The sequence below is a fragment of the Methanosarcina sp. DH2 genome, assembly GCF_020804225.1.
GTDB lineage: Archaea > Halobacteriota > Methanosarcinia > Methanosarcinales > Methanosarcinaceae > Methanosarcina.
On sequence record NZ_WJBI01000003.1, the window covers coordinates 21,475 to 44,418 of the forward strand.

General features: G+C 43.5%; 16 protein-coding genes, 1 tRNA gene and 2 pseudogenes. 10 read left to right on the forward strand and 9 right to left on the reverse strand.

The window, feature by feature from the left end:
• On the forward strand, positions 1-582 hold a 582-nt coding region (locus FXV91_RS06935; protein WP_229389830.1), incomplete at its 5' end, for an S-layer protein domain-containing protein.
• Positions 583-759: 177 nt separating this feature from the next.
• Positions 760-1,341, forward strand: a complete 582-nt coding sequence (locus FXV91_RS06940) for a hypothetical protein (RefSeq protein WP_229389832.1) — start codon at positions 760-762, stop codon at positions 1,339-1,341.
• Positions 1,342-1,938: 597 nt separating this feature from the next.
• Here the strand turns inward: FXV91_RS06940 and FXV91_RS06945 are convergent.
• The 4 genes from FXV91_RS06945 to FXV91_RS06960 form a co-directional block, all read right to left on the reverse strand.
• Positions 1,939-2,700 carry a formylmethanofuran dehydrogenase subunit C gene (locus tag FXV91_RS06945; RefSeq protein ID WP_229389834.1) on the reverse strand — a complete coding sequence of 254 codons (762 nt, stop codon included), beginning with the start codon at positions 2,698-2,700 and terminating at the stop codon, positions 1,939-1,941.
• Positions 2,701-4,419 carry a formylmethanofuran dehydrogenase subunit A gene (locus FXV91_RS06950; protein ID WP_229389836.1) on the reverse strand — a complete coding sequence of 573 codons (1,719 nt, stop codon included), beginning with the start codon at positions 4,417-4,419 and terminating at the stop codon, positions 2,701-2,703.
• 1 nt (position 4,420) lies between these two features.
• Positions 4,421-5,725, reverse strand: coding sequence for a formylmethanofuran dehydrogenase subunit B (locus FXV91_RS06955; protein ID WP_229389838.1), 1,305 nt, complete (start codon positions 5,723-5,725; stop codon positions 4,421-4,423).
• Between the two features lie 76 nt (positions 5,726-5,801).
• The gene (locus FXV91_RS06960) at positions 5,802-6,185 is read right to left on the reverse strand and encodes a molybdopterin dinucleotide binding domain-containing protein (RefSeq protein ID WP_229389840.1); all 384 of its coding nucleotides are present in this window, start codon (positions 6,183-6,185) and stop codon (positions 5,802-5,804) included.
• An 820-nt stretch (positions 6,186-7,005) separates the two neighbouring features.
• Here FXV91_RS06960 and FXV91_RS06965 point away from each other — a divergent pair.
• A tRNA-Met gene (locus FXV91_RS06965) sits at positions 7,006-7,115 on the forward strand.
• 24 nt (positions 7,116-7,139) lie between these two features.
• On the opposite strand, the gene FXV91_RS06970 is transcribed toward FXV91_RS06965, so the two are convergent.
• Positions 7,140-7,292 (reverse strand): hypothetical protein, encoded by a 153-nt coding sequence (locus tag FXV91_RS06970; protein WP_229389843.1) that lies wholly within the window; start codon positions 7,290-7,292, stop codon positions 7,140-7,142.
• A gap of 372 nt (positions 7,293-7,664) precedes the next feature.
• Here FXV91_RS06970 and FXV91_RS20190 point away from each other — a divergent pair.
• The 7 genes and pseudogenes from FXV91_RS20190 to FXV91_RS07005 form a co-directional block, all read left to right on the forward strand.
• Positions 7,665-8,402 (forward strand): annotated as a pseudogene (locus FXV91_RS20190) (alkyl sulfatase dimerization domain-containing protein); the annotation flags it as partial.
• 78 nt (positions 8,403-8,480) lie between these two features.
• Positions 8,481-8,834 (forward strand): alkyl sulfatase C-terminal domain-containing protein, encoded by a 354-nt coding sequence (locus tag FXV91_RS06980; protein WP_255679975.1) that lies wholly within the window; start codon positions 8,481-8,483, stop codon positions 8,832-8,834.
• A 406-nt stretch (positions 8,835-9,240) separates the two neighbouring features.
• On the forward strand, positions 9,241-10,317 hold the full coding sequence (locus FXV91_RS06985) for a uroporphyrinogen decarboxylase family protein (protein ID WP_229389845.1): 1,077 nt from the start codon (positions 9,241-9,243) through the stop codon (positions 10,315-10,317).
• A gap of 355 nt (positions 10,318-10,672) precedes the next feature.
• A complete protein-coding gene (locus tag FXV91_RS06990; protein ID WP_229389846.1) occupies positions 10,673-14,953 on the forward strand; it encodes a PKD domain-containing protein in 4,281 nt (1,426 codons plus the stop codon).
• A 240-nt stretch (positions 14,954-15,193) separates the two neighbouring features.
• Entirely contained in the window at positions 15,194-15,412 is a 219-nt protein-coding gene (locus tag FXV91_RS06995; RefSeq protein ID WP_229389848.1) for a hypothetical protein, read from the forward strand.
• A gap of 132 nt (positions 15,413-15,544) precedes the next feature.
• Positions 15,545-15,985, forward strand: coding sequence for a hypothetical protein (locus tag FXV91_RS07000; protein ID WP_229389849.1), 441 nt, complete (start codon positions 15,545-15,547; stop codon positions 15,983-15,985).
• A gap of 35 nt (positions 15,986-16,020) precedes the next feature.
• Complete coding sequence (locus FXV91_RS07005) at positions 16,021-16,467, forward strand: hemerythrin domain-containing protein (protein WP_229389851.1); 447 nt, start codon at positions 16,021-16,023, stop codon at positions 16,465-16,467.
• A gap of 235 nt (positions 16,468-16,702) precedes the next feature.
• Here the strand turns inward: FXV91_RS07005 and FXV91_RS07010 are convergent, their stop codons facing one another.
• The 4 genes and pseudogenes from FXV91_RS07010 to FXV91_RS07025 form a co-directional block, all read right to left on the reverse strand.
• On the reverse strand, positions 16,703-17,068 hold the full coding sequence (locus tag FXV91_RS07010; protein WP_229389853.1) for a hypothetical protein: 366 nt from the start codon (positions 17,066-17,068) through the stop codon (positions 16,703-16,705).
• Between the two features lie 40 nt (positions 17,069-17,108).
• Positions 17,109-18,788 (reverse strand): methylamine methyltransferase corrinoid protein reductive activase, encoded by a 1,680-nt coding sequence (locus FXV91_RS07015; RefSeq protein WP_229389855.1) that lies wholly within the window; start codon positions 18,786-18,788, stop codon positions 17,109-17,111.
• Positions 18,789-20,205: 1,417 nt separating this feature from the next.
• Positions 20,206-21,225, reverse strand: a pseudogene (gene mtaA / locus FXV91_RS07020) (methylcobamide:CoM methyltransferase MtaA).
• Between the two features lie 609 nt (positions 21,226-21,834).
• The coding region (locus FXV91_RS07025; RefSeq protein WP_229389857.1) for a TCP-1/cpn60 chaperonin family protein at positions 21,835-22,944 on the reverse strand (1,110 nt) is incomplete at its 5' end.

Genomic DNA, 22,944 nt, shown 5'->3' on the forward strand with positions numbered 1-22,944 from the left:
AACAACACCTGGGAAGTCGAACTTGATGATGTCCAGGACGAAGACGATGTCGTTGTCCTCAGAGTACACGTCAACCAGGTCTTCCAGGGCGCAGTCGACAGCATTGCCCAGATCGAAGGTCTCTGGCTCATTGACTACGCAAACGCAATGACCATCGAGTCTGACGATGAATTCGGCGATCTCGACAACGTGAGGATCAGCGGTAACACCCTCAGGATTACCAATGAAGACACCTTCACTCTGACCAGGGACTCCGAAGAGGAAATCGGCGAGGGCATGTACTTCAAGATTGCTGACTCCAGCGCTCTCAGGTACTACCCATACGTTGAGAAGACCATCGGAGACGAAGGCGACGTAGATGAAGAAGAAACTGAAACCGAAACGGTTACAGGCAATGAAACCGAAGAAGGAGTAACCCCAACCGAGGAACCAACCGAGGAAGGAGTAACCCCAACCGAGGAAGGCGAAACTGAACCTGAAGAGACCGAGCCTGAAGAAGAACCCGGCGCTCCTGGCTTTGGATTCGTCTTTGGCCTTGTCGGACTTCTTGCAGTTGTCTACCTCGTCAGGAGGAACAACTAAATTTTCTGAGTGAAGGGTTTTCCTTACCCTTCTCTCTTTTAAATTCTTTTTTGGTTTCTTTTTGCAGATAACTTTTTATTTGCAGATTTCTTAGTTCTGACGATTCTTTTAATTCTGAAATCCTGATTCTATAAACCACCTGGTTTTTCAGGGTATTACAGATCAAGGTGAAGTTTTATGAAAAAAAGTATAGCACTAATATCTGTGTTTGCGGTTTTGATGATCGCGTTTTCAGGCTGTGTGGATAACAACCCCCCTGCAGTTAACGGGACAGATTCGGACAATCCGGAACCAAACGCAATTTCTGATGAAGATACGGCTGGAATAAGCACAGTTGAAATCCTTCCTGCAGGCTTTGAATATATTGACACCATTCAGCTCTCCCCAGATGAGGTTAAAAGTACTTACAAAGCTGAAAATGTTTCAGGAGTTCTTAATGTCTCCGAAGGGATCTACAAAGACTCTAACGAAACTAACTACTACATAGACGTGATCGAACTTGAAGACGAGGAAGCTGCGAATAATTTCATCAGTGCATACAAGGCTTCCTTCAAGCCTTTAAGCAGTGGCTCCCGTTTTACCGATGAGTCCTTTAACGGGCACTCCGCTGTGAAAATTCTTAACTACATAACGGTCGGAGGAAAATCTGTTTCCAGATACACCTACATCTGGAACAATGAAAACTATGTGATAGTGGTCTTCGGAAACACTGCTGAAGAAGCTCCCATCAGACAGCTAGCAGAAGCAACAAGATACTGATCTGCTTTCAAAAGCTAACAGTCTTCAACTTTTTTCCTTTCTTTCTTTTTTTATTCCTTTTTCCTTACCCAATCCTGTAATTAGCCCTTCCTGAGCGGAATTGTATCAGAATCTCTGAATTAGTCCTCCTGAACGCAGCTCCCTGCTATATCTATAAATTAGTCCTCATAAGCGAAGTTCACTGCTATATCTATAAATTAGTCCTAATTAGTCCTCTTGAGCGAAGCGGAGCGGAGCGAAAAGGATCTCGTGCTGTTGCACTTGCAGTTCAACTTCCAGGAAATCTCTGATTTCCTGTGATCCCGACGCGAAACTCGGGCGAGGCGCAATTCGGGGAGCAAAAAGGCAGGAATAGAAAATTAAAAATCAAAAATAATCAAAAATAATCAAAAATAATCAAAAATAATCAAAAATAATCAAAAAGAATAGTAAAGCGGGTAAGAAAAAACTCTGTATCTGTTTACTTAGATCTTCTTATCCGCCAGACTTTTGTTTATTTTATCCGGACCTTTCTGAGTGCTATCCGAAAGATCTGTTTACATCAGTTTTCGTTTACTTTAATTTTCGTTTCGTTAATTTTCGTTCACTTTAAGTCGTTTACTTTATCAGCAAAACGCCTTTTCCGCCGACATTAACGTCACCTGTGAACTTGCGGTATGTAACGCCTTCGACTTCTTCTGTCCCTTCTTCTTCTTTGTATGAGGGGAGCAGGTCGAATACCTCACCTTTGATGATGACTGTGCCGTTCTTCATCTCACTTGCAGGCATGGTTGCGCTGCCTTCGATGACTATCTTTCCGCCATTGTTTGAGATCGCAGGAAGGAGCCCTGCATCGCCTTTCACGAGGATCTCCCCTCCGCACATGTGCTCTCCGAGGTAGTCCTTAGTATTGCCGTTGACAGTAATCTTTCCTCCACGCATGCCGCAGGACTCTCCACGGTAACCTGAACCCACGTAATAGGAAGCATTTCCGTTGAGAATAATTTCCCCGCCTGCCATCTCACAGCCGAGCCAGCTGTCAGCATCTCCATTGATTACAACCTTTCCGCCCTTCATACCAAAGCCGCAGTGCATGTCCACGTTGCCGTTGATTTCGATTTCTCCTGCACTCATGTTCTGCCCTATGCGCTTCACTCTGGAGACGTCTCCTTCGAAAACGATTTTTGTGTTTTCTACGGAGCCGCTGCCTTCAACTTCTACATTGAAGAGGTCCCCAAGGGGACACTGCCCGTTTCCGTACCAGACAGGAATCGCCCCTATCTCTTCTGCGGTCTTGCCTGCAAAATTGTCAGGGTTTGCATTATCGGCTTCGATGGGGATTTTATTTGCTTTTTTGAGGGAAAGTTTTACAACCTGCATTTAGAACACCCCTTCAGTACCGATTTCAACAGGCTTCTGGAGGTACATATCCTCAACCATGTAATTGGCTTTGCTCACAGTGTAGTACTTCCTGAATTTGCGGTCTATATCTTTCTGCATCGCAGTATCGATGTTTTCCGGAACTTTCGCGTTTACCCAGTAAGTTTTTCCTTTCGGGGTTTCTTCGATTTCTCCATCCTTTACAACGATTTCTCCGTTCTTGAAAGTATATGCCGCACCTGAGAAAGCTTTCTTGACCTTCGCATACTCTGTCGAGGGGTCAACATGACCCGGGAGAATGTCGTAGATTGCAATGTCAGCATCAGAGCCCACCTTAAGGTTTCCTTTCTCTGGCATGCTGTACATCTTTGACTGGGTGCTCCTTGTCATGACAGCGAGCTCGTAAAAGTCCAGTTCCCTGTCGATTCCAGGCAATACCATCCTGTCAAGAGCCATCTTGGAAAAGCCTGAGATTACCTCTGCTCTCCTTTTTTCACTCATAAGATAGGTAAAGGCTTCAGGATAGTTCACGAAAGAACCGCCATTAGGGCTGTCTGTTGTGAACATGACTTTCCAGGGGTCCTTTACAAGCAGGGCGAGCTCAAGCCCGATTGCCCACTGGACTGCGTTTACGAAACTTTTTGGTGAATAAAACAGGGGCACGACTCCGGAAGCATCTTCCAGTTCGATATCCTGATTGCTCCATTTTTCATGCAGCATTCTTGCGTTTGCGTACTCAACAGGTCCGTCTGCGGTCATGGTCATAGCAGGTCCAAAGATAACCTGACCAAGGTCGAAAGTCATATGGTCCGCACCGTTCACGTAGTCTGCGACCATTGGGGCTCCTGTCTCAAAGTCCCTCCACGAAGTTCCCGCATAGGCATTAAACTGTACGTGAGTGACGTGGAGAGACTGCCTGTCCCGGCTTGGCTTAACCTTCTCAAAGAGCTTCATAGTCTCTATGGTAGTTGCATAGTTCCCTGGCTTTCCGAGGTTATTGCAGTGCACATGCACGGAGTGGGGAAGCTGCAGGCGTTCATTAGCTTCTGCAAGCCCCATCAGAATCTCTGCAGGGGTTACGTCAAAGTTAGGGACAGGGTCGTAGAGTCCGCTTACGTTCTTTCCCCAGCCCCATGCTTCTCCGCCCCCGGGGTTTACAATCTTTACTCCGTAGCCTCTTGAGGCTTTCAGGCCCCAGGCAATATAAGCTGCAAGTTTTTCAGGCTCCTTATCCCGGATATACTCCATAACCTGCCAGTTGCTTCCGAAGAGAGAAAGTCCCATTTTGTCGAGGATAGGGATTTCCTTGAATTCCTCATGGGTGTGCCTTGCAGCAAGAAGGGGGATTGCAGCTTCACAGATAGTTGTATACCCTAGTTTTGCGTATCTGTACCCGATTGCGTAAGTGTTGGGGGTGTTGTATCCTACCTGTGCTCTCGTCTTCTCAGTGCGCGCAACCTGACCTGAAAGCCCGGGTACAAGGTTTTTCTTTGCATCGTTGGGGTTCATGAAGCGGCCCACATTAATTTTGCCTGCACTGTGGGTATGCCCGTCAAACCCCCCTGCCATGGTAAGTTTGCCTTCTGCATCGATAACTTTCGCGTTTTCAGAGACGCTGTCTACTATCTTGCCGTCTCTGATGCAGATGTCCATAGTCTCGCAGTTAATTCCCTGTGCCGGATCACAGACGCTGGCATTTTTAATCAGGATTTCCGACATCTTATGCACCTCTCTTCATTTCCCTGACTTTTTCAGTCAGGTCTTTTACGATTTCTTCGTCGGTCTTGAATTTTGAATCAATCAGTTTCTTCATGCGGAGGGAGATTGCATCCATACGGTAAGCCGTACCCTCTGCTTCTATGCCCACAACAGCCGCAGGGATTACCACATCTGCAATTTCGGTTGTTGGGTTGGCATACGGGTCGATCTGGATTACGGGGATTCTCGCAAGGTGCCTGACAGCTTTCTGCGGGAAGTGTGCCCCTGCATCAGCTGCAGCTATAATCGCAGCATCCGGCTCTTCACGCACAAGCAGGTCGTTTGCTCCGGTTTCTCCCGGGTTGTAATAAGGATATCCTCTTGCAAAGTCGATAGCCATCGGGAATCCGGTCTCCCAGGTTGCTACCTGCCCGAAACCGGTAACATTATAGTGCCCACGCATTCCGATCATTACTGCTTTTGTGTGCTGGTTGAGATCTGAAATGAGAGAAGACATGGCGTCTCCGTTCTTGTACTTTGAACGGGACTGGGTTACTCCCATACCGAAGAAAATGCAGACAAACTTTGCGTTCTTCAGGGTTTCTGCAAGCTCAACAACTTCAGCCTTAGGAACTCCTGCAACTGTTTTTGGAATAACGTCTTCGTGTCCGTTTACAATTGAACGAAGGGCAGTAACGAGGAGCAGATCTGATCCCTGTTCGATTTCTACGTACCTGTCAGCCAATTTTGCAGTGTCGGTTTTTCTGACATCAACAACTATCATTGTTCTGCCTTTCCGTCCCTTCTCTGTAAAGAGGCCTTTTGAAAAGCTAGAGTAGCGGACCATATGCCTGGGATGAGCATGTACAGGATTGCAGCCCCAGAAAATGATAACATCTGCCCTGTTCTTTATCTCTCCAAGAGTGGCTGAAGGAGATCCTTTCTCCTGGGCAGCAAGGGCTGACGGTCCATGGCACACGTTTGCCGTAGAATCTATAATTGAACCTGTTTCTTCGGCAAGCTGAATTGCTCCACTGACTGCTTCACAGGAAGTAGAACACCAGCCGTAGGAAAGCGTCCTCTTAGAATTTACCAGGATTTTTGCGGCAGCTTCGATTGCCTCCTCGTAAGGGACAGGGACAAGTTCCCCATCTTTTCTGATCATAGGGGTTTCTATCCTGTCATGCTCGAACATGCCGACAAACTTGCTGTGCCCGAGAATGCAGGCATTTTCTATTTTTGTAATCTTATTATTTTCAACAGTGACCGTGATATCGTCGCAGAGGGACCCGCATAGGGAACATACTGCGTCTTTAATTACTGGCATATTTTTTCCTCCGAATTTTTTAAGTTTCTCCGGACCTAATGAAAATATGAGTTTTTCGCGTTAGAGGAACCCGGAGTCAGTCTTCCATATACTTCTTCATCAGGGCTTTCATTTCCAGGGGCTTTTCATCCGTGACCTCAATTTCCGCGGGGACGCCTTTGAAGCCCGGCATTCCGCAGCCGTGTGTGTCAGGGCTCAGCACTGCGTTTGCCCAGGGGCCCATAGGGATAAAGGCAAGTCCTTCAGGGTTTCCTTCATTTGCCTTTGCAAATACCACCACTTCCCCAAACTCGGTGGTGACCTTCAGGTTATCTCCCTCGGAGGCGCCCAGCCTCTCAAGGTCTGCGGAGTTCAGTTCGCAGTAAGTACAGGCATCAAAATAACCTTTATGTGTTTTTGCTTCCAGATGTGCGCCCTGGTCGGCGGTCCTTCCGGATATGAGATTTGCTTTTATTTTCATGGAAATTCCTCATCTGGGTTTAATCCAGGTATCTCAATAAGCTGAATAACAAATCAATTTTTTAAGTATCAATCCCAAGTCCTCTGTTTTCAATGGCATTTTTGACCTGATGATTCCAGTGTCTTCTAAGAACTGATGGTTAATCTGAGGCCAGGGCTTTCTCGGGATATTTTAGTCTTTAGATTAATGGGGGAATTGAATACTTCAGCTTGGGAATTAATTGCTCGTGATAACGATTTAGTAAATTGCACTTTTAGAGCTAACCTGTTAAAGTATAATTTATTGAAGGTGTAACCGAAATCAATTCCTATGCTGGCGTTTTAAGTCTTGAAGATATGTGCCGGTATGAAAAATGTAACCTTCCGGACAGTTCCTTTGACTGAGGATCTATTTCGATCATTCATTATAATTATATGGTTTATATATATTTATCCAGATTTACATCTATTGACAGCCTACACATGTGGATATAACCAGTTAAGTCTCTGCCGGACTAACTTTCCTGCTTTCCCTGTTTTTAAAAATCGACCTGAAAGCTTATCTTATATCACTTCTTAATTATATATTTATTTGTTATATAGGCTATATCCCAATAATTTCCTTTTATTATATATTACCCTATTATGTTACCTCTAACATAACGTGTTCACTGATGCTCTTCATGTGTCCTGAAAGTCCAAAGGATTATTTTTCCTATCTTACAGAGTTCTCTTTTCCATTATTGAGGCATATTCCCCGTATCAAACATAACAAAAATGCCCTTTTTACTCTCTTCCGATCGTTACCCTTTAATATATGTTAATACATTTGTGTGTTGCAAGCCCGGATAGCCTAGTCGGTTGGGGCGCCAGACTCATAGGGACCTTATATGAGGCGTCTTTAATCTCCTGAGATATCTGGAGGTCGCGTGTTCGAGTCACGCTCCGGGCACTTAAATCTTTTTTCAAGTACTTTTTACTCTTCTTTTCCTAAATATTTGATAACCAAGTAAAGCTCAAGTATTAGGCTGCAACCTCTTAACCTCAAGTTTTCATTCGCTTTTACAGGTCTTTTTAAAGATTTCTCAAGATTTTTTGCTTTCTGCGTGTATTGATTTCCAAAACTCATAATTACGTTCTCAGTCTTGAATTTTGGATAATAAATCGATATTCTGGTTGGGAATATAGCTCTGAAACTCTTATTGATGTGAAATAAATTGGTTTTAGGGTGAGCTTTGTCAACTCTGTCATATACGAGGGAAGGTTACCTCAATAGGGTCAAACGAGATAGATAAAAGACTCATTCTCTTAGGAGCTCGTGCGCTTGAATGGTCCTTCCCTCTATATTTATATAGTTAGGCAAGTCAAACTTGAAGGCGGCGCCATGATGATGGGGGGCTTATATGCCAATGATTCTGGCTGGTATTCAGGCGGTGCACTTTTTTATAAGCAGATCCGGGGGCCTTCAGGCTATCTGCCAGCTACCATAACTGTAAATGATATGCTGGAGACAAATATTGCAGGAGTTAATCTCAGCATCTTTTCAGCTCCAGGTGAGACCCGTGACGTGCTTGTCATCTGGCTGCCAGAGAAGAAAACCCTGATTCAAATCGCCAACTGTTACGAGTCATTCCCGGCAATTACCACCATGAGAGGGGCGGTCATGAGAAATCCACTGGATTATATCGATAGCATAGACCTTTGTCGCAGCTTCAGTCCTGAATACATGGTTTCACTCCACGGTCCCAATCCCGTTATTGTCGGGGAAGAGAATATCAGTCATACCTTAACCAACTATCGTGACGCCATTCAGTTTGTCCATGACCAGACAGTACAAAATATGAACAAAGGCCTGACACCGGGAGAAATCAAAGAAATAGTTGAGTTACCACCTCATCTAGCCAGTGATCCCTATTTGCAGGGGTATTATGGAAGCGTGGAAAGGGACATATACGAGATTTTCTGGTGGTATAGAGGTTATTATACCGGCAAATCCAGAGACATGTACCCACAGTCTACCACAGAAAAAGCTGAAATGGCGGCTTAGCTGGCAGGCGGAGTTGACGAGCTTACAGATAAAGCTAAAAATGCTCTGGATGAAGGCAATCTAGAGTGGGCCCTGTTACTTGCTGACGATGTTCTCCTGCTCGATCCGGAAAATTCTGAGGCACGCGAGATAAAGAATTCGTCAATGATCGCTCTGGCCGAAAATACTACGAATGCTCAGGAGCGTAACTATCTCTTATCTGAGTATCTCGTGGAGACAGGACAGGCAACAATACCGATAAGTGGGAAACCGAAACTTGCTTTTGCCAGTATGGAGGATAAAGTCGTCACCTATATGCCAATGGATACTCTCTTTAGAATTATGGCTGTCAGTCTCAACGCCTCCAAATCCATGGACGAGGATATGGTTGTTGGAGTTCACCTGACAGATGCAGATAAGAACGACGAATCTTCCGACTATGCTCTGTATGTTCGTAAGGGTATCGTTGAGGTTCAGCCTGAGACCCCAGAGGATGCTGAGTTTACCATTACTACCAGCTTACTGGTCTGGAAGAACCTCGTTCTGGGAAAACTTGATCCCCAGAAAGCTGTTTCAGATGGAAATGTGAAAATAACCGGAGCAGATCCAAAGGAGTTCTACGAATTTCTGGCCCTGTTTTACTGAATAGTGAGGGCGTTCCATTAAACACTCTGCTATTTTTTTCTTTAAGGAGTGCAGGTGCGTCGAACATCAAGTTTGATTCTCGCTTCGGGCACCTAAATTTTATTTATTTTCATTTATTTCTTTTAGAGCTTTGATTTCTTTAAAACTTTGCCTTTTTTCTGTTTATTTCCTGTAAATTCACTTTATTAATGACGTTTTTTTGATTAATACCTGTTAAATTAGGTACTTACTGCAGTTTTCTGGATTAAGGTTATTTTTCTCCATTTTATTCTGTAGTGTTATCTATAAACTGAAAGTATATGGGTTATTTTCCTATTTTTTTGTTTAAGTCGTTACAGTTTCGGTATATGTTTATGTTTTCAGTTGCATATTTCAAAGAAATATAGCTAGTGGAGGAATGATTCCAATGGTATCCAGAATGACATCATCAGAACGTATGGCAGCTGTTATGTCAGGACAAAAACCTGACCGCATACCGGTAATTCCGTTTGTAGAGGGATATGCTGCAAAAATTACAGGCATATCTCTTGGAGATTTTTATGCAGACGGGGACAAATGCTTTGAGGCGCAGTTTGCGTCCATGCGGCTTCATGGTTATGAGCAAACTCCAATGTATGGATATGCATCGTGCGGAGCATGGGAATTTGGAGGGGAGATAGCTTTTCCTTATGGAAAAGGGCAGGGCGCACCCTATATAAAAAGGCACCCTGTGAATTCCATAGAAGATATTGAGAAGCTTGAAGTTCCGGATTTTGACAGGGAATTACCTGGCGGATATAAAATTGCAGATAGAGTTGCAGCCAGATGTTTTGAACTCGGAATGCCGGTTACTGTACAAACAGGCAGTAATTTTACTGCGGCTTCGGTCGTTGCGGATACATCTGAATTTTTGACGTGGCTTATTATGGACCCGAAAGCTGTCCATCTCTTACTTGATAAAGTAAGTGATCTGTTTATTAACGCTTTAGATTATTTTTCAGATAAATACGGCTCAGAAAGCCTGCTTCCATTTGACGGAGGACCATCCGAATCAAATAATATGATTCCTCCGCAAATGTTTGAGGAATTTGCGTATCCATATATGAAAAAGGTTCATTCCCATGTAAAGGAACTGGGCATACACGCCGTGCTTATGCATCCCTGTGCTAACCAGAACCTGAACCTTCCATACTATGCAAAGTTAAGAGAGGAACTGAACTGGTCTGGAAAATATTTCTGGCTCTTCGGGCCTGAGACGCCTATCAGGGATCAGATCAAAATGTTTGGAGACCACGATGTTATCTGTGGTAATATCAATCCTCCGCTTTTCCTGACAAGTTCTTATGAAGAAGTTGTGGAGCTCTGCAGGCAAAATATCGAAGAAGGCATTAATTCTCCTTCTGGATTTGTTCTTTCTCCAGGTTGCGAATTTCCGGTCAATGCAGCGCCTATAAAGGTGATGGCAATGGTAGATGCAGCAGAAAAATACGGTAGATATGAATGAAGCAAAAGAGCAACTTTAAGCTGTTGAAAACCAGCATTTTTTCTTTTTAATACTTATTTTAATTTTTGATTAAGACTTCTGCTCTTTTATAACATGGAGATTTCTATTTTCATTTCTCTGGCTATTAATATTTTTTCTTAATAATGGGTCCTATATCCTTTTTCCTTATTCTTATTACCTCTTTTTAATCGCCACTTTATTATATTTCTAATACTCTTACTTACTATATAATTTGGAAAAATTAAAATTATATTCGTCTCAGATATTTCCGAAGTTTCCATTGAACTCTCTATCGGATATTTAGGCCTCTTTAATGGTAGATAATTAGTCTTGAAAAAGACTTTAGGTGTGAAAAATGAAACCCGAATCCGGAACTCTTTTAAAATCCTTCTTTGTTTTCTTTGCAGTTTTTATTCTACTTTCTGCCTTCCCTTTGCAGGTCTGTGCAGAAAATGAAATGACCCCGGGTATTGCCCTGGGAAATGATCAGATTCTAAACAGTCCTTACACACTAGTTGGAGGGAGCTCTTCAGGCACTTCTTTGCAGCCAATGGTCACGGAGACAGGAAAAATAAGTGTCTCCGTGGACGGGCTTGGGACTTCCGGCAGTGGCACTATCCAGGTGGAAAAACCCACGGGCGCTACTGTAAAAAGTGCTTATCTTATCGCTGCTGGATCGTGGGGTAGTCAGATCCCTGAAGGAAGCGTTCTGATTAATGGGAATACAGTCGTGTGGAATAGTACTGCAACCAGTTCGACCTGCTATAACTATTGGGCAGATGTTACATCGTTTGTTAAACCTGTAGTTGATGTCGCCCCGGCAGGGAGGATTGACTTCACCATTACAGAAACCAGCGCATCTTCTTCTGACGGAGAAGTCTTAGTAGTAATATTTAAGGACCCTAACCAGGTGGAAGATAATACAGTTATACTGCTGTTTGGCTGCCAGGATCCAACAGGGGATACCTTCAGCATCAAGCTTGGGGACCCCATCAATAAAGGTAATGCGAATTTAATAGTTAATATGGGACTTGGCATATCTTTCAGTTACCAGGCTAGCGGGGGTAGCCAGGTCAGTAATGTTGATGTAAATGGGGTAAGGGTTACCAGTTCGGCCGGAGGGGAAGATGATGGGTACAGTGGTAACGGCGCGCTTTTGACTGTAGGAGGACTGGACGACAGCATTGAAAATCCTTCGGACCCATTAGCAGCCCCGATCAATCAACGGACCGATGACGAACTCTACAACCTTCTGCCTTTCGTAAACAACGGGGATACCGAGATCTCGGTCTTTACTCAGAACCCTTCTAATGATGACAACATATTCTTTTCATACTTTTTCCTGAAATCAACTACTGCGATGGTAGGCGAAGGGATTCTCCTGTTCCCTGCTTCCGGAAACGTTTCTGTCGGGTCTCAATATACCCTCGCCTCTGTGGTGCAGGACGATGACGGAAATCCTCTCGAGGGAAAAGAGGTCAATTTCTCAGTTGTTTCAGGCCCGAATGCAGGCCAGAGCGGCTCTGCTACAACGGATGCAGCCGGGCGGGCTAATTTCAGCTATTCCGGGACTTCCACGGGTACTGACCTTATAGAAGCAAGCTTTATGAACACCGCAGGCGAGATCGTCACGTCAAATCAGGCAAGTATCGGATGGACTGCTCCTCTGATCCCTCTTCCTGTGGCAAATTTTGACTCCAACGTGACCCTGGGGATCCAGCCGCTTACTGTGAGTTTCTATGACCTGTCCGAAAATGCAGCATCCTGGCACTGGGACTTCGGAGACGGAAACAGTTCGGAGCTTCAAAACTCCACACACACATATTTTGAGCCCGGATATCATACTGTATCACTAACAGTGAATAATTCGGTAGGTAGCTCCAATACATCTGTCCGGGAAGATTATATATTCGTGCAAGCGTTGCCAATTCCCGATTTCAGTACCGACATCGCTGACGGCACATTCCCGCTGACAGTCCAGTTCACTGATGAATCTCAGTACGCTGAAACCGTAGAATGGAATTTCGGAGATGGAAACAGTTCAACTGACCCGAATCCTGTTCATACCTATTCCGAACCCGGATTATACAGCGTTTCGTTAATTGCAACTGGAAATGGAACATCCGTTACAAAAACCGTTGAAGATTGTACTAATGTAACAATTCCTCCTGTTCCTGACTTCAGTGCCAATGTCACTGACGGCACATTCCCGCTGACAGTCCAGTTCACTGATGAGTCTCAGTATGCTGAATCTGTTGAATGGAACTTCGGAGACGGAAGCAGTTCAACTGGCCTGAATCCCGTTCATACCTATTCCGAAGCTGGTCTGTACAGTGTTTCCCTTACAGCAACCGGAAATGGAACTTCAGTGACTAAAACCATTGACAGTTACATCAATGTGACCATTCCTCCTGTTCCTGACTTCAGTGCCAATGTCACTGACGGCACATTCCCATTGACAATCCAGTTCACTGATGAATCTCAGTACGCTGAAACCTTAGAATGGAGTTTCGGTGATGGAAACAGCTCAAATGAACTCAATCCAATCCATACATACTCTGCTGCTGGTCTGTATTCGGTTTCCCTGACTGCAACCGGCAACGGGACTTCAGTAACAAAGACAGTTGAAAATTACATCAACGTCGTCCTTCTTCCAATCCCTGATTTTGGCGCAAACGTGACCACTGGTCCTTATCCGTTGACTGTGCAGTTTATGGATAATTCAATCTATGCCGAATCAGTTGAATGGGACTTCGGGGACGGGAGCGGCTCAAATGAAAGGAATCCTGTGCACACCTACGAGGAACACGGCCTTTATACCGTCACTCTGGGCGCAAGCGGAAATGAGACAACGGTGAATAAGACCGTTGAAGCCTTCATCAATGTCACAATACAGCCCTTCCCTCCTACAGCAAACTTTTTGGCAAGCCTTATGAAAGGGCCTGCACCTTTGACTGTAAACTTCACCGATACGTCTTATAATGCCGTTTCTTGGGAATGGGACATTGATGGGGACGGGAAAGTCGATTACACTGAGGAAAACCCTGTCCATATCTATGAAACTCCGGGCAGCTATAATGTGAGCTTATACATTTCCAATGCTTATGGAAACGATACAAAAGTTGTGGAGGACTGCATCAACGTCCTGACACATCCGGTTATTTCGGAGAGGACACTGTCAAAGGCCAGCGTTTACCCCTGGGAAGAATTTACTGTAAACCTTTCCGTTGAGAGCGCCTGGGACCTCCGGAACCTTACCGTAGTTGAAGATATCCCTGCGGGCTGGATCCTGATTCCCATAGACAATGCAGGTGCGGAATTCGACTCTTCTTCTAATACATGGGTCTGGGATAATTGTTCGGCGGATGAGTCCAGACAGCTGGTTTACGCTCTGAAAGCTCCTCTTGACTCGGACTTTGGGGTCTTCGGAATCGAAGGAAACGTTGCGGCGGAAGGTGTGACAGCCATACCTGTTGAGGGTGAATCCGAGGTTACAGTCACCCCGATTGCTGGCTATAACCCTAAAGACCTGAAACTGCTGCATGTGGGAGACCCTGACAAGGAGTTTAACATCTCGACTCATATGCTCTGCAACTTCACATGGTATGTGAACGGGAAAGATTCTTCGGAAGGGAATGCGGAAAATAGTGCGTATGCGTCTCTAGCCCTTTCTCCCGAAGTCCTCTGGGAAAATGAAAAGTTCAAGAACAACTACACAAGCGTTGAAAACAGCAGCCTCTTTGCGGGCAAGTATTCCGTAACCAGCAGAGTTTCAAACGGCAGTGCTGCCATAAACCATACCTGGAATTTCCTTATCACCAAATCCACGGAGAGCAAAGCAAACATCAACAACACGGTGGTGCTGCCTGTCAGGAAAGTCGAGAAGAACGAATCGGTAACATTTAATTTCACGGAGGAACCGGACAATACTGACGACAATATCATTCTCGGAATTTCTTTCAACGCTTCTTCATCCGGAAATGTTTCTGTCTTTATTGAAGTCCTTAAAGATAAGGCATCCGAGGTCTCAAAAGACCCTGATGGAGATGTTTACCAGCACATAAATATTCACTTCAGCAACCAGACGGTTATGAATGAGACAGGTTCCGACTCCAAGTTTATTGATTTCAAAGTCAGTAGAGATTGGCTGGAAACAGTTGTTGATGGGACTGTCCGGCTGAACAGGTACCACAATGGGGAATGGAAGTCTCTTAATACCTGGAAAACCGGGTCAGACGCCGAATATTGCTATTTCCGTGCAGAGACCCCAGGCTTTTCCCCGTTCTCCGTAACAGCTGAGAAAATCTCCACTCCATGTGGGGGAGGTCACGGTACCGGTTCGGCTACTATTATCCCTTCCTCTTCAGAAGTTGATGGCGAAAGTACGTCCGGGACCGAAAGCAAAGGTACCAGTTTGACTCTTCCGGAAGGAGAAGAGGATACATTGGGATCTCACGATTCTGATTCCGGGAAACCTGTCTCTGTCGAAGAAGGAACTCATTCTGATGAGCCTGGTTCTGAAGAAAATGACAGATCCGAAAAATCCGGTAGTGCAGGTATAGTGTTTCCAATTCTCCTGGTACTGCTCATCATCGGAGCCTATCTGGTTTATCGGCAGACAAAAGATAAAAAGTAATTAGATTTTTTGCGGGAAGGAATTTCTTCCTTCCTTAATTTTTTTCTATATCTATGCCCTTTTTGTGTTTAATTTCTTTTTTATCCTTTTCAGGAAACCGAACCTGAAAGGTTTTATGCTCTTAGAAAGGGACTGAATAATATGGTAAATGAGCCGATTGAGGTTTTCGAACTAGCAAGGATTCTTATAGCTTCTGTTCCTTGACTTTTTTTAGCTGAAGTGATTCTCAGGTCAGCTTTCATGTTTATTTTTGCACTGGTTATCATGCGCCTTTTAGGCAGGCGAGCAGTTGATCAGCTGACATCTTTTGATCTTTTGATTATTATTGCCCTTGGATCGGCTATGGGAGATTCTATGTTTTATCCGGACGTTGCTCTACTGTGGTCAGGCTTTGCAATTGGGACCATTACGGTATGTTACAGGATACAGACATCGCTTGTGAATAGATTTCCGGTATGAGGATTTGACTGAGGGTATGCCCGTAAAAATTATAAGTAACGGAATTCTGAACTCAAAATCAATAAGAAAGCATACACCTACTCAGGACGAGATTTTCCTTTTATTGAGAAACAAGGGTATCAGAACTCTGTATTGAGAAACAAGGGTATCAAAACTCTGGGGGAAATCGAGACTGCTTATCTTGAAAGAGAAGGTAGTGTGAGTGTTTTTAAATTTCCTGCTGAAAAACAGAAACCTGACTTGCCCACAATCTCTGAAGATATGATTAAGGAATTAAACCCTTACAAAGCAGGTACAAAGGTCGAAAGCTCAGGTTATTACTCTTGCTATAAAACAGGTGATACTGACTGGCTGGAAAAAGGGAGTTCATTTCCGGATTGTGAGGGAGATGTATGGATACATCAGAGCACACGTGAATATTTTTATTCCCATCATTTTCATTTTATTTCATGCTATTTTCGTTTTTATTTTTATACTAATATCTATAAAAAGAAATTAAGTAGATTCCTTTTACCATTACTGTTTTTATTAATTGGGAGTACCGGTTACTTATTTATATGCTTGACCGAATAACCTTTGTTATACCTCAAATCAGAGGGGGGGGAATTATGGAAACAATTTATGACATACTAATAAGAGAACATAAAATGGTAGCTGACCTTTTTCAACAGGCCATGCGTGATAACTCAAGAGAAACTCTGCTTAAAATAAAAGCTGAAACTGATCCTCATATGGCAGGGGAAGAAAAACTCTTCTATCCGGAGCTTGAGAAGAAAGAGGAATTACGTGATCTTGTCAACCATGCTTACGAAGAGCACGATGAAGCAAGATCCCTGATGTCTGAACTCGAAAATATGAAAGAGGGGGACAAAAACTGGGCATCTAAACTCAAAGAGCTGAAAGAAAGCATAGAGCATCACGTGGAAGAAGAAGAAAGCAAAGTATTTGAGGAAGCTCGAAAAGCCATTAGCCAGAAGAAGGCAGGAGAGATTGCTCAGCAGTATCTTGAATTTAAAAAGAGTTTTAAAGAACAGATGCCGGCCAGTATGCTCTAAATATCAGGAAAAGCAAAGGGAAAGTAAGAAATTACCGGATTCTAAAAGCAATTTTTCCCATTTCTTTTTTCCTTTGCTCTTTACAATCAATTTTGTAATTACTGGTAAAACAAGCTTTTTTAGAAAGGGGAATAAAAAGTCAAACTGCTTTTTTAGTTTCAGTTACAAAACTGAGTCAGGTCTAAAATTAAATAAGAAGCGAGGGCTGGCTGTGTAGAAAGGCCCTGCTCAGCAGTTACTCATAATCTGAAGCGGTACACTTACTGACTTCAAGAAAAGGCGTTTTTAAAAGCCTTACTTCTGCCAGCTCTTTTTCTATACTGAAAACATCGAACACCGCAGAAGGAATAAGACAGTGCATGGTACAGTCCAGGGCACATTCTTTAGTGCATTCGAAGGAACAGTTCATTTGCCTTTCCATTTCACTTATGAGATTTTTTTCAATATCGGATAATTCCTGAACCGGGATTTCAAGGCAAGCGAATTCTCTGAACTTTTCACAGGGAGTATCAATCTCTATGATGATTCTGCCTCCTTCAACTCTCCCCTTTATTGTATGGTTTGTACCACAGACGCGAGAAGATATGCTTATTTCTGTCATTTTGAAGCCCTTCCAGTTGTATGTTTTTAAGAATTTTCCGTCAATATACTCCGCCGGTCATACCACTTCTCTGAGGTCCGTTTACACTTAGAGCTGCAATATTTTTGAAGTCTATTGCTTTTATCGGGCATGCCCGTACGCAGCGTCTGCAGCTTGTTCCAAGACAGTCCTGAGTTCTGCAACTTGCAAAGAAACTTCCGTTTTTCTCTATGGTCACAAGGGCGTTTTCCGGGCATTCTTCGTTACAGCGACTGCACTGGAGGCAGCCTTCTACAGGAACCTCTATAGTGATCCCCACATCTTCTACTATCTCTACAGGAACATTTCCTGTTTCTTCTATGTCTCTGGTAACCTTTTTTTCCATCTCTGCATTCTCTGCGGGTTCAGGGAGAGGAGGGTATTTGTACATTTTGAAAAACTTTTTGTATAGCTTCATACTCATGCCTTCGGTCCAGTAAGAAAGTTCGCACGTATAGATATTCTTGAAGGTCTCACTGGTAGCCATCATCAGGTGATCGGCTTTTATCGTCCCTGCAAGGGCAATTACTTCCCCGAGCCTGGATTCGTCGAGGATAATTTCACGTGCAAGGGCTATGGAAGTGTTTCCGAATTGAACAGTCTTTTTTGAGAAATCCGGACAGGAGCCTATTTTTCTGGCTTTCCTGCAGTCCACATATGTCCCTGAGGCTCCTGACATGTAGACGTTTTCTAGTTCCTCAAAAGGTATTCCGGCTTCAAGCAGGAGGGTTAACTGAGCTGCCCTGATTGCTCCGATGGCTTTTCCGGCTTCAGCGATATCTCCGTCTGTAATTTCTATACCGTTTCCAAGGATCAGCCTTCCATTTGGCAGTTTAGGAGGCTGTTCCATAAGCCCTGTTTCCATTGCAAGGGCAATAACTGCAATTACACCTGTTCCGGTAATCCCTATAGCTTCGATTTCTCCTTTCTCCACAGTCTCACCAGTAACAGGGTTTATCAGAGCCCCGGGTCTTCCTTCCATTTTCTCGTTCAGGACTGTAAGCCGCCAGCAGTCCTTTTCGTTACCTTGCTTTTCAATATTTACATCAGAAATCGCACCCGGGCTTGCAATCATTCCGCAACTGATACCCTGCCCTTCGATTGCAGGTCCTGCAGCCGCGCTGCCTGTGATAATCCTGTCTCCTGCTTTTATTGCCATTTCCGCATTCGTCCCGTAATCAGTGACGATGGAGACCTCTTTCCGGTTCAGGAAGTCTGTTTCGATCATCATTGCCAGGGCATCGGCTCCTATCTCGTGAGCAATAGCCGGGGGCACGGTTATTTCGCAATTCGGTAGCTCCAGAGCACCCTTGAAAAGTTCGGATGCCGGAAAGACCCTGGCACTCCGGTCCACATTCTCGACTCCAAGCCTTTTCTGCATATTTTTTCCGGCAAAGGCAAGGTCCCTTATCTCCGAGTTCTGGAAGAGTGAAAGCTGGATTGGATTCCCGCATACTACCAGTTTCTGAATGCAGGCTGGGTCTACCTCAAATGTCTCAATAATCTTACTGACCGCATCCAGTATGATATTGTTTGCAATGTCTTCTCCTACTTCCAGTGCAAAGTCCAGATGGTCAATTACATTGCCCCCGGGCAGGGGGTGCCTCATTGTCATGGCGGTTCTTATGACTTTTTTTGTTTCCAGGTCTATAAGCTGCGCTCTAAAGCCGCTGGTTCCCAGGTCAAGTGCGATCCCGTACATTTTTATACTCCACTTGCAGCAGTCGTTGATATTATGAAAAAAATAACCTTCATATCCTGTCCACATCAGGATAAGTATACCTAATGACGCTGTATACAATCAATTTCAGGCAGTGAAATGAGCTGCGCAGCTTTTCACTATTATTCAGTCCTTTTTTAACTAAATTTTAGGCTTAAATCTATATAACATAATTCGGGGCTTATCGTAAAGGGTCCTGATTTCAGTAAAGGCATTGATTTTTGAGGGGGCATTGATTTTTGAGGGGTATCAATTTACAGAAGCTATGATTTTATTAGGGGAACAAAGCACCGTGAAGAATATCACTTACTTTCCGAAAAGCAGTCTCTTCTCCCCTAAAATCTGTTTTTAATCCAGCAGGTCTAGCATATATTAAGTATAGACTTTTGCCTGAATTCTTCAGGATACTAGTACTGTGATTCCGAAGTATGTTCACAAACCTAGACTTTTGAGTTTGCCTACATATCACGAACCTACTACAAAATAAAGGATTTATTTTGGAATCGATGCACTAGTGTCATGGCAACTTAATTATGGGGCGTTAATATTTAGATTACTCCTTACAAGTAGTCTTTTTCGTAATTATAATGGCTCATAAATAAATTTTCTAGATACTAGTATAGAGATTTTAATTTCTGAAGTTAAAAAGGGTACTTGCAAGTATTGTTAGCTTTACTCCCCAAGGTCCTGTTACTTCTGGCAATACGAATGATTTGAAAACAAAGATAAAATCAGCATCTGTAAAATGCAGGATACAAACTTTAAAAGCAGAAAAATACAACATTTTAGGCCAAAACGTTGTTTTACTTAAAGAGCTAAATCCATAATCTGTTAATGTATGTAAAAACCTAATTTACTTCTTATAGAAGCCTCAAAGCTATAATTTTCCAAGGAATGTAATAGCAGGTCCTCCCCCGGTGTCTGGTTGATATTTTGTATTAGAGCCCTCAGCGTGGCTAATGCTTCCGGTTTTATCTCCTTTACGCAGGCAGGCTAAAGCGGGGCGTAGTACGTGGAAAGAAAGGATGCGAGATACTACTAAAGGCATTTCGGAATAAAACCGGCTAATTAACCAGGGAGCATCTAACAGCAGTAAAACAATTTAAAAAATAGTGTAATTTAAAGTAATCATTCTGTTTTTCTCACATTATCATCTTTTTTAGTAGTCTTACTTTCTGACTTTTATTTTGGCTTATTTTATTTACTCTCTTTTTTCTTCTCTTTTGTCTGCAAGGCCGCTCTCCTTCGTCGAGCGTGACAAGAAAGGTTTTGGTATAGTGAACGAGGTGTACGGGTCAGAGTTAATAGCTTAGGTTTCAAGCCAACTATTTTTTACTTACTATTTTTACTTAATACATCAACCATATATTCTGGATACCCATACTTTTTCAGTTAAATATTAAATATAATATTCATCTCTCGCTTCAACAAGTGCCTTTATGTTTTTTGTTGGAGTTTTTGGGGCAATCCCGCACCCGGGAGCAAGTATATCGATTCCATCTCTAAGGCACTTCTGTGCTTCTTCTTTTATCTCTTCACAGGTCCCGTTGAGCATGATTCCTGAAGAGGAAAGGTTTCCTATCAGGTTTGTTTTGCTTCCTACAAGTTTTTTTGCAGCACGCAGGTCGGTTACTTTTTCTTCAATGCTGATCCCCTGAAAGCCGCATCCTGAAAGAGTTTCAAGGATAGGGGTTGAGTTTCCGCAGACGTGTATGAGCTTCATTCCTTTTCCTGACCTGCAGAACCTTTCATACTTCGGTTTTATGAGGGCATCAAGCTGTTTGGGATCAAGCATATCCGGGCCTGCTATCCCGTCTACTATACAAACCGCATCTGCCCCGGCTTCGGACAGGATTTCTGTGTATTCGGAACAGATCAATCCCGTGACTTTAAGGCATTCTCTTACAGTTTCAGGTCTTCTGATTATCCATGTAAGAAAATTGTAGGTGCCAAGCAGCCTTGAAGCAAGGGATGCCGGGCCTTCCATTCCTGCTATCAGGGGTACTTCTTCACCTGCTTTTTCCCTCAGGATAGAGGTCACATCAACAATGAGAGGAATCCTTCCCTTCTGCGCAAAATCCAGGGGAAGCTCCAGTTTTTCCGGCTCCTTTGCAAAAGGGTTAGAGCCTGGAGACGGCTGAATATCCTATCTGCCCGGGTTAACCCTGCAGCCCAGAGCTTCAGATAGGATAGTTAGACAAAAAGGGTAGCGAACAGCTTCAAGGCCTGCAAAAGTATGGGCTGAAAGGGCAAGGTCTGCCATCTTTTCAGCGTCAAAGTGAGCGTCAGGCCAGGCTGCTCCGCTCTTCTTCATGAGCTCAACGGTTCCTGTCTGAGTTACCGAAAGAACAGGCACTTTATCCACAGTTTTTCCATTCAGTGCGTTCAGGAAACGGTCTCTTAGGTCTGGGTCTGCCATTAAAATCTGCCATTAAAGTTCTTTTTATTACGTTAAGCTTTTGTAGCTTTTTTCTTTTGAGAACTAATACGAGCAGGATTACTTTTATATTTTTCATTTAAAATATCTGCAAATTAGTTATATAAATTAATCCTCATATGCGGTATTTTAAATATATGACTTTTTAACGAATTGTCTGCAGATTTGTTTATTTCGATTTACGGTCTCCCCCTTATCAATTGGTCCATACTATTTCAGAAACCTTAAATGGTATTTCTCTGCTTTTCTCCCCTGCACCTCGCATAATTACAGCTAGCCGCCAGCCTGAAAAATACTCACTTTGCCCAGGAACCCTTAATTCAGATTATAAGTTATCCCCTCCAGCTTGTCGGCGGTCCTTCGTAAAAAGAAAAGAAGCATTATTTTCGAGTTTTCTTTTCTTCTGAGTTCTCTTTCTTCTGAGTTCTCTTTTCTTCTGAGTTCTCTTTTCTTCTGGTTTTTCGTTTTTCTTCTCTCTTCTTCTTTATTCCACAAGACGGACTAACATTCGCGGATAAGAATGATGTCTGCAGATAAATGACATAAAATGCCGTATAATGTTGTAACGGACCAAACTAAGGATTTCAAGCTTTACTTCTTTGGGACAATCTCGTCTATCCTGAGCACATTTCTTGATGTTTCCGTAGCTGCTATAATTGCCAGTTTCTTTACCGTTGCTGAATCGTATACTTTCGGCCCTTTATCAGTTACCCTTCGTGAGAGGTCTATTCTTGCTTCTATTCCTCTTGCATATGAATTCTTCATCTGCGCCATTGCATCAATTGCATTCATTCCCATATTTCTGGCAAGAATAGTCGGGATCTTTTCGAGGGCTTCTGCATACGCCTGAACTGCAAGCTGTCTTTTTCCGGTCTGTGTTGCCGCAAACAGCCTGACCATGTGCGCCAGTTCAAACTCTATTGCTCCCCCTCCATTCACGATTTCTCTGTTTTTTAGAAGGAATGCCGCATTATTCAGGGCATCGTCAACTGCTTCTTCTACCTTATCAAGCCCGTACTTTACAGGTTCCCATATTAAGATAGTGGCTACTGCTTTATCTTTCACGGCGATGAAAACAAAGTTTTCCCCGTTTTTCTTTTCAAGCCTTATGCTGTCTGCTTTTCCGAGGTCGCAGGGGTGAATCTCGTCCTGCTGGCTCATCAGGGTTGTACCTGTTGCTTCCGCAAGCTTTTCAAGATCTTTCATCTTCAGTTTCTTAAACGCCAGTATATTACTATCCCTGAGTAGAGTTTCAATATAGGGGTCAATATCTCCTTCGGAAAAGAGCACGTTTGCACCTGAATCAATAATTTTTCTGGCAATTCCCCCACATATCTGCTTTTTCCTATCTTCAAAAAGGAGCGCAGTCTGCACTGAGTCCATTTTGAGATTATGCTGGGGGTTTAAGTATCCGCTTTTTATTTTAAGGTCATAATTCGTAATCAGGACCGCAGGATTTTCAAACTCATCTGGCATATCCTCTCTTGCCGGATTTTCATCAAGGATCAGGCCTTCAAGAGCAACAATCTCAGGTCCGCCTTTCTTTTTGAGGATTTTGATGTTTCTGTTAAGGTCCAGCCTTCCAGCCTGTTTTTCGTTAAGGTGCTTTATAACCTGAAGGACGATATCCGTAACAGCTTCTGCTTGATGCTTTTCAATTCCTTTTCCTGTTGCCGAGCACATTATAGTTGTGCGTACATC

What these genes read in the sequence shown, in the direction of transcription:
- FXV91_RS06940 (WP_229389832.1), top strand. Translation starts at nt 760, where the DNA reads ATGAAAAAAAGTATAGCACTAATATCTGTGTTTGCGGTTTTGATGATC.
- FXV91_RS06945 (WP_229389834.1), bottom strand. Translation starts at nt 2,700, where the DNA reads ATGCAGGTTGTAAAACTTTCCCTCAAAAAAGCAAATAAAATCCCCATC.
- FXV91_RS06950 (WP_229389836.1), bottom strand. Translation starts at nt 4,419, where the DNA reads ATGTCGGAAATCCTGATTAAAAATGCCAGCGTCTGTGATCCGGCACAG.
- FXV91_RS06955 (WP_229389838.1), bottom strand. Translation starts at nt 5,725, where the DNA reads ATGCCAGTAATTAAAGACGCAGTATGTTCCCTATGCGGGTCCCTCTGC.
- FXV91_RS06960 (WP_229389840.1), bottom strand. Translation starts at nt 6,185, where the DNA reads ATGAAAATAAAAGCAAATCTCATATCCGGAAGGACCGCCGACCAGGGC.
- FXV91_RS06970 (WP_229389843.1), bottom strand. Translation starts at nt 7,292, where the DNA reads ATGAGTTTTGGAAATCAATACACGCAGAAAGCAAAAAATCTTGAGAAA.
- FXV91_RS06980 (WP_255679975.1), top strand. Translation starts at nt 8,481, where the DNA reads ATGGAGGATAAAGTCGTCACCTATATGCCAATGGATACTCTCTTTAGA.
- FXV91_RS06985 (WP_229389845.1), top strand. Translation starts at nt 9,241, where the DNA reads ATGGTATCCAGAATGACATCATCAGAACGTATGGCAGCTGTTATGTCA.
- FXV91_RS06990 (WP_229389846.1), top strand. Translation starts at nt 10,673, where the DNA reads ATGAAACCCGAATCCGGAACTCTTTTAAAATCCTTCTTTGTTTTCTTT.
- FXV91_RS06995 (WP_229389848.1), top strand. Translation starts at nt 15,194, where the DNA reads ATGTTTATTTTTGCACTGGTTATCATGCGCCTTTTAGGCAGGCGAGCA.
- FXV91_RS07005 (WP_229389851.1), top strand. Translation starts at nt 16,021, where the DNA reads ATGGAAACAATTTATGACATACTAATAAGAGAACATAAAATGGTAGCT.
- FXV91_RS07010 (WP_229389853.1), bottom strand. Translation starts at nt 17,068, where the DNA reads ATGACAGAAATAAGCATATCTTCTCGCGTCTGTGGTACAAACCATACA.
- FXV91_RS07015 (WP_229389855.1), bottom strand. Translation starts at nt 18,788, where the DNA reads ATGTACGGGATCGCACTTGACCTGGGAACCAGCGGCTTTAGAGCGCAG.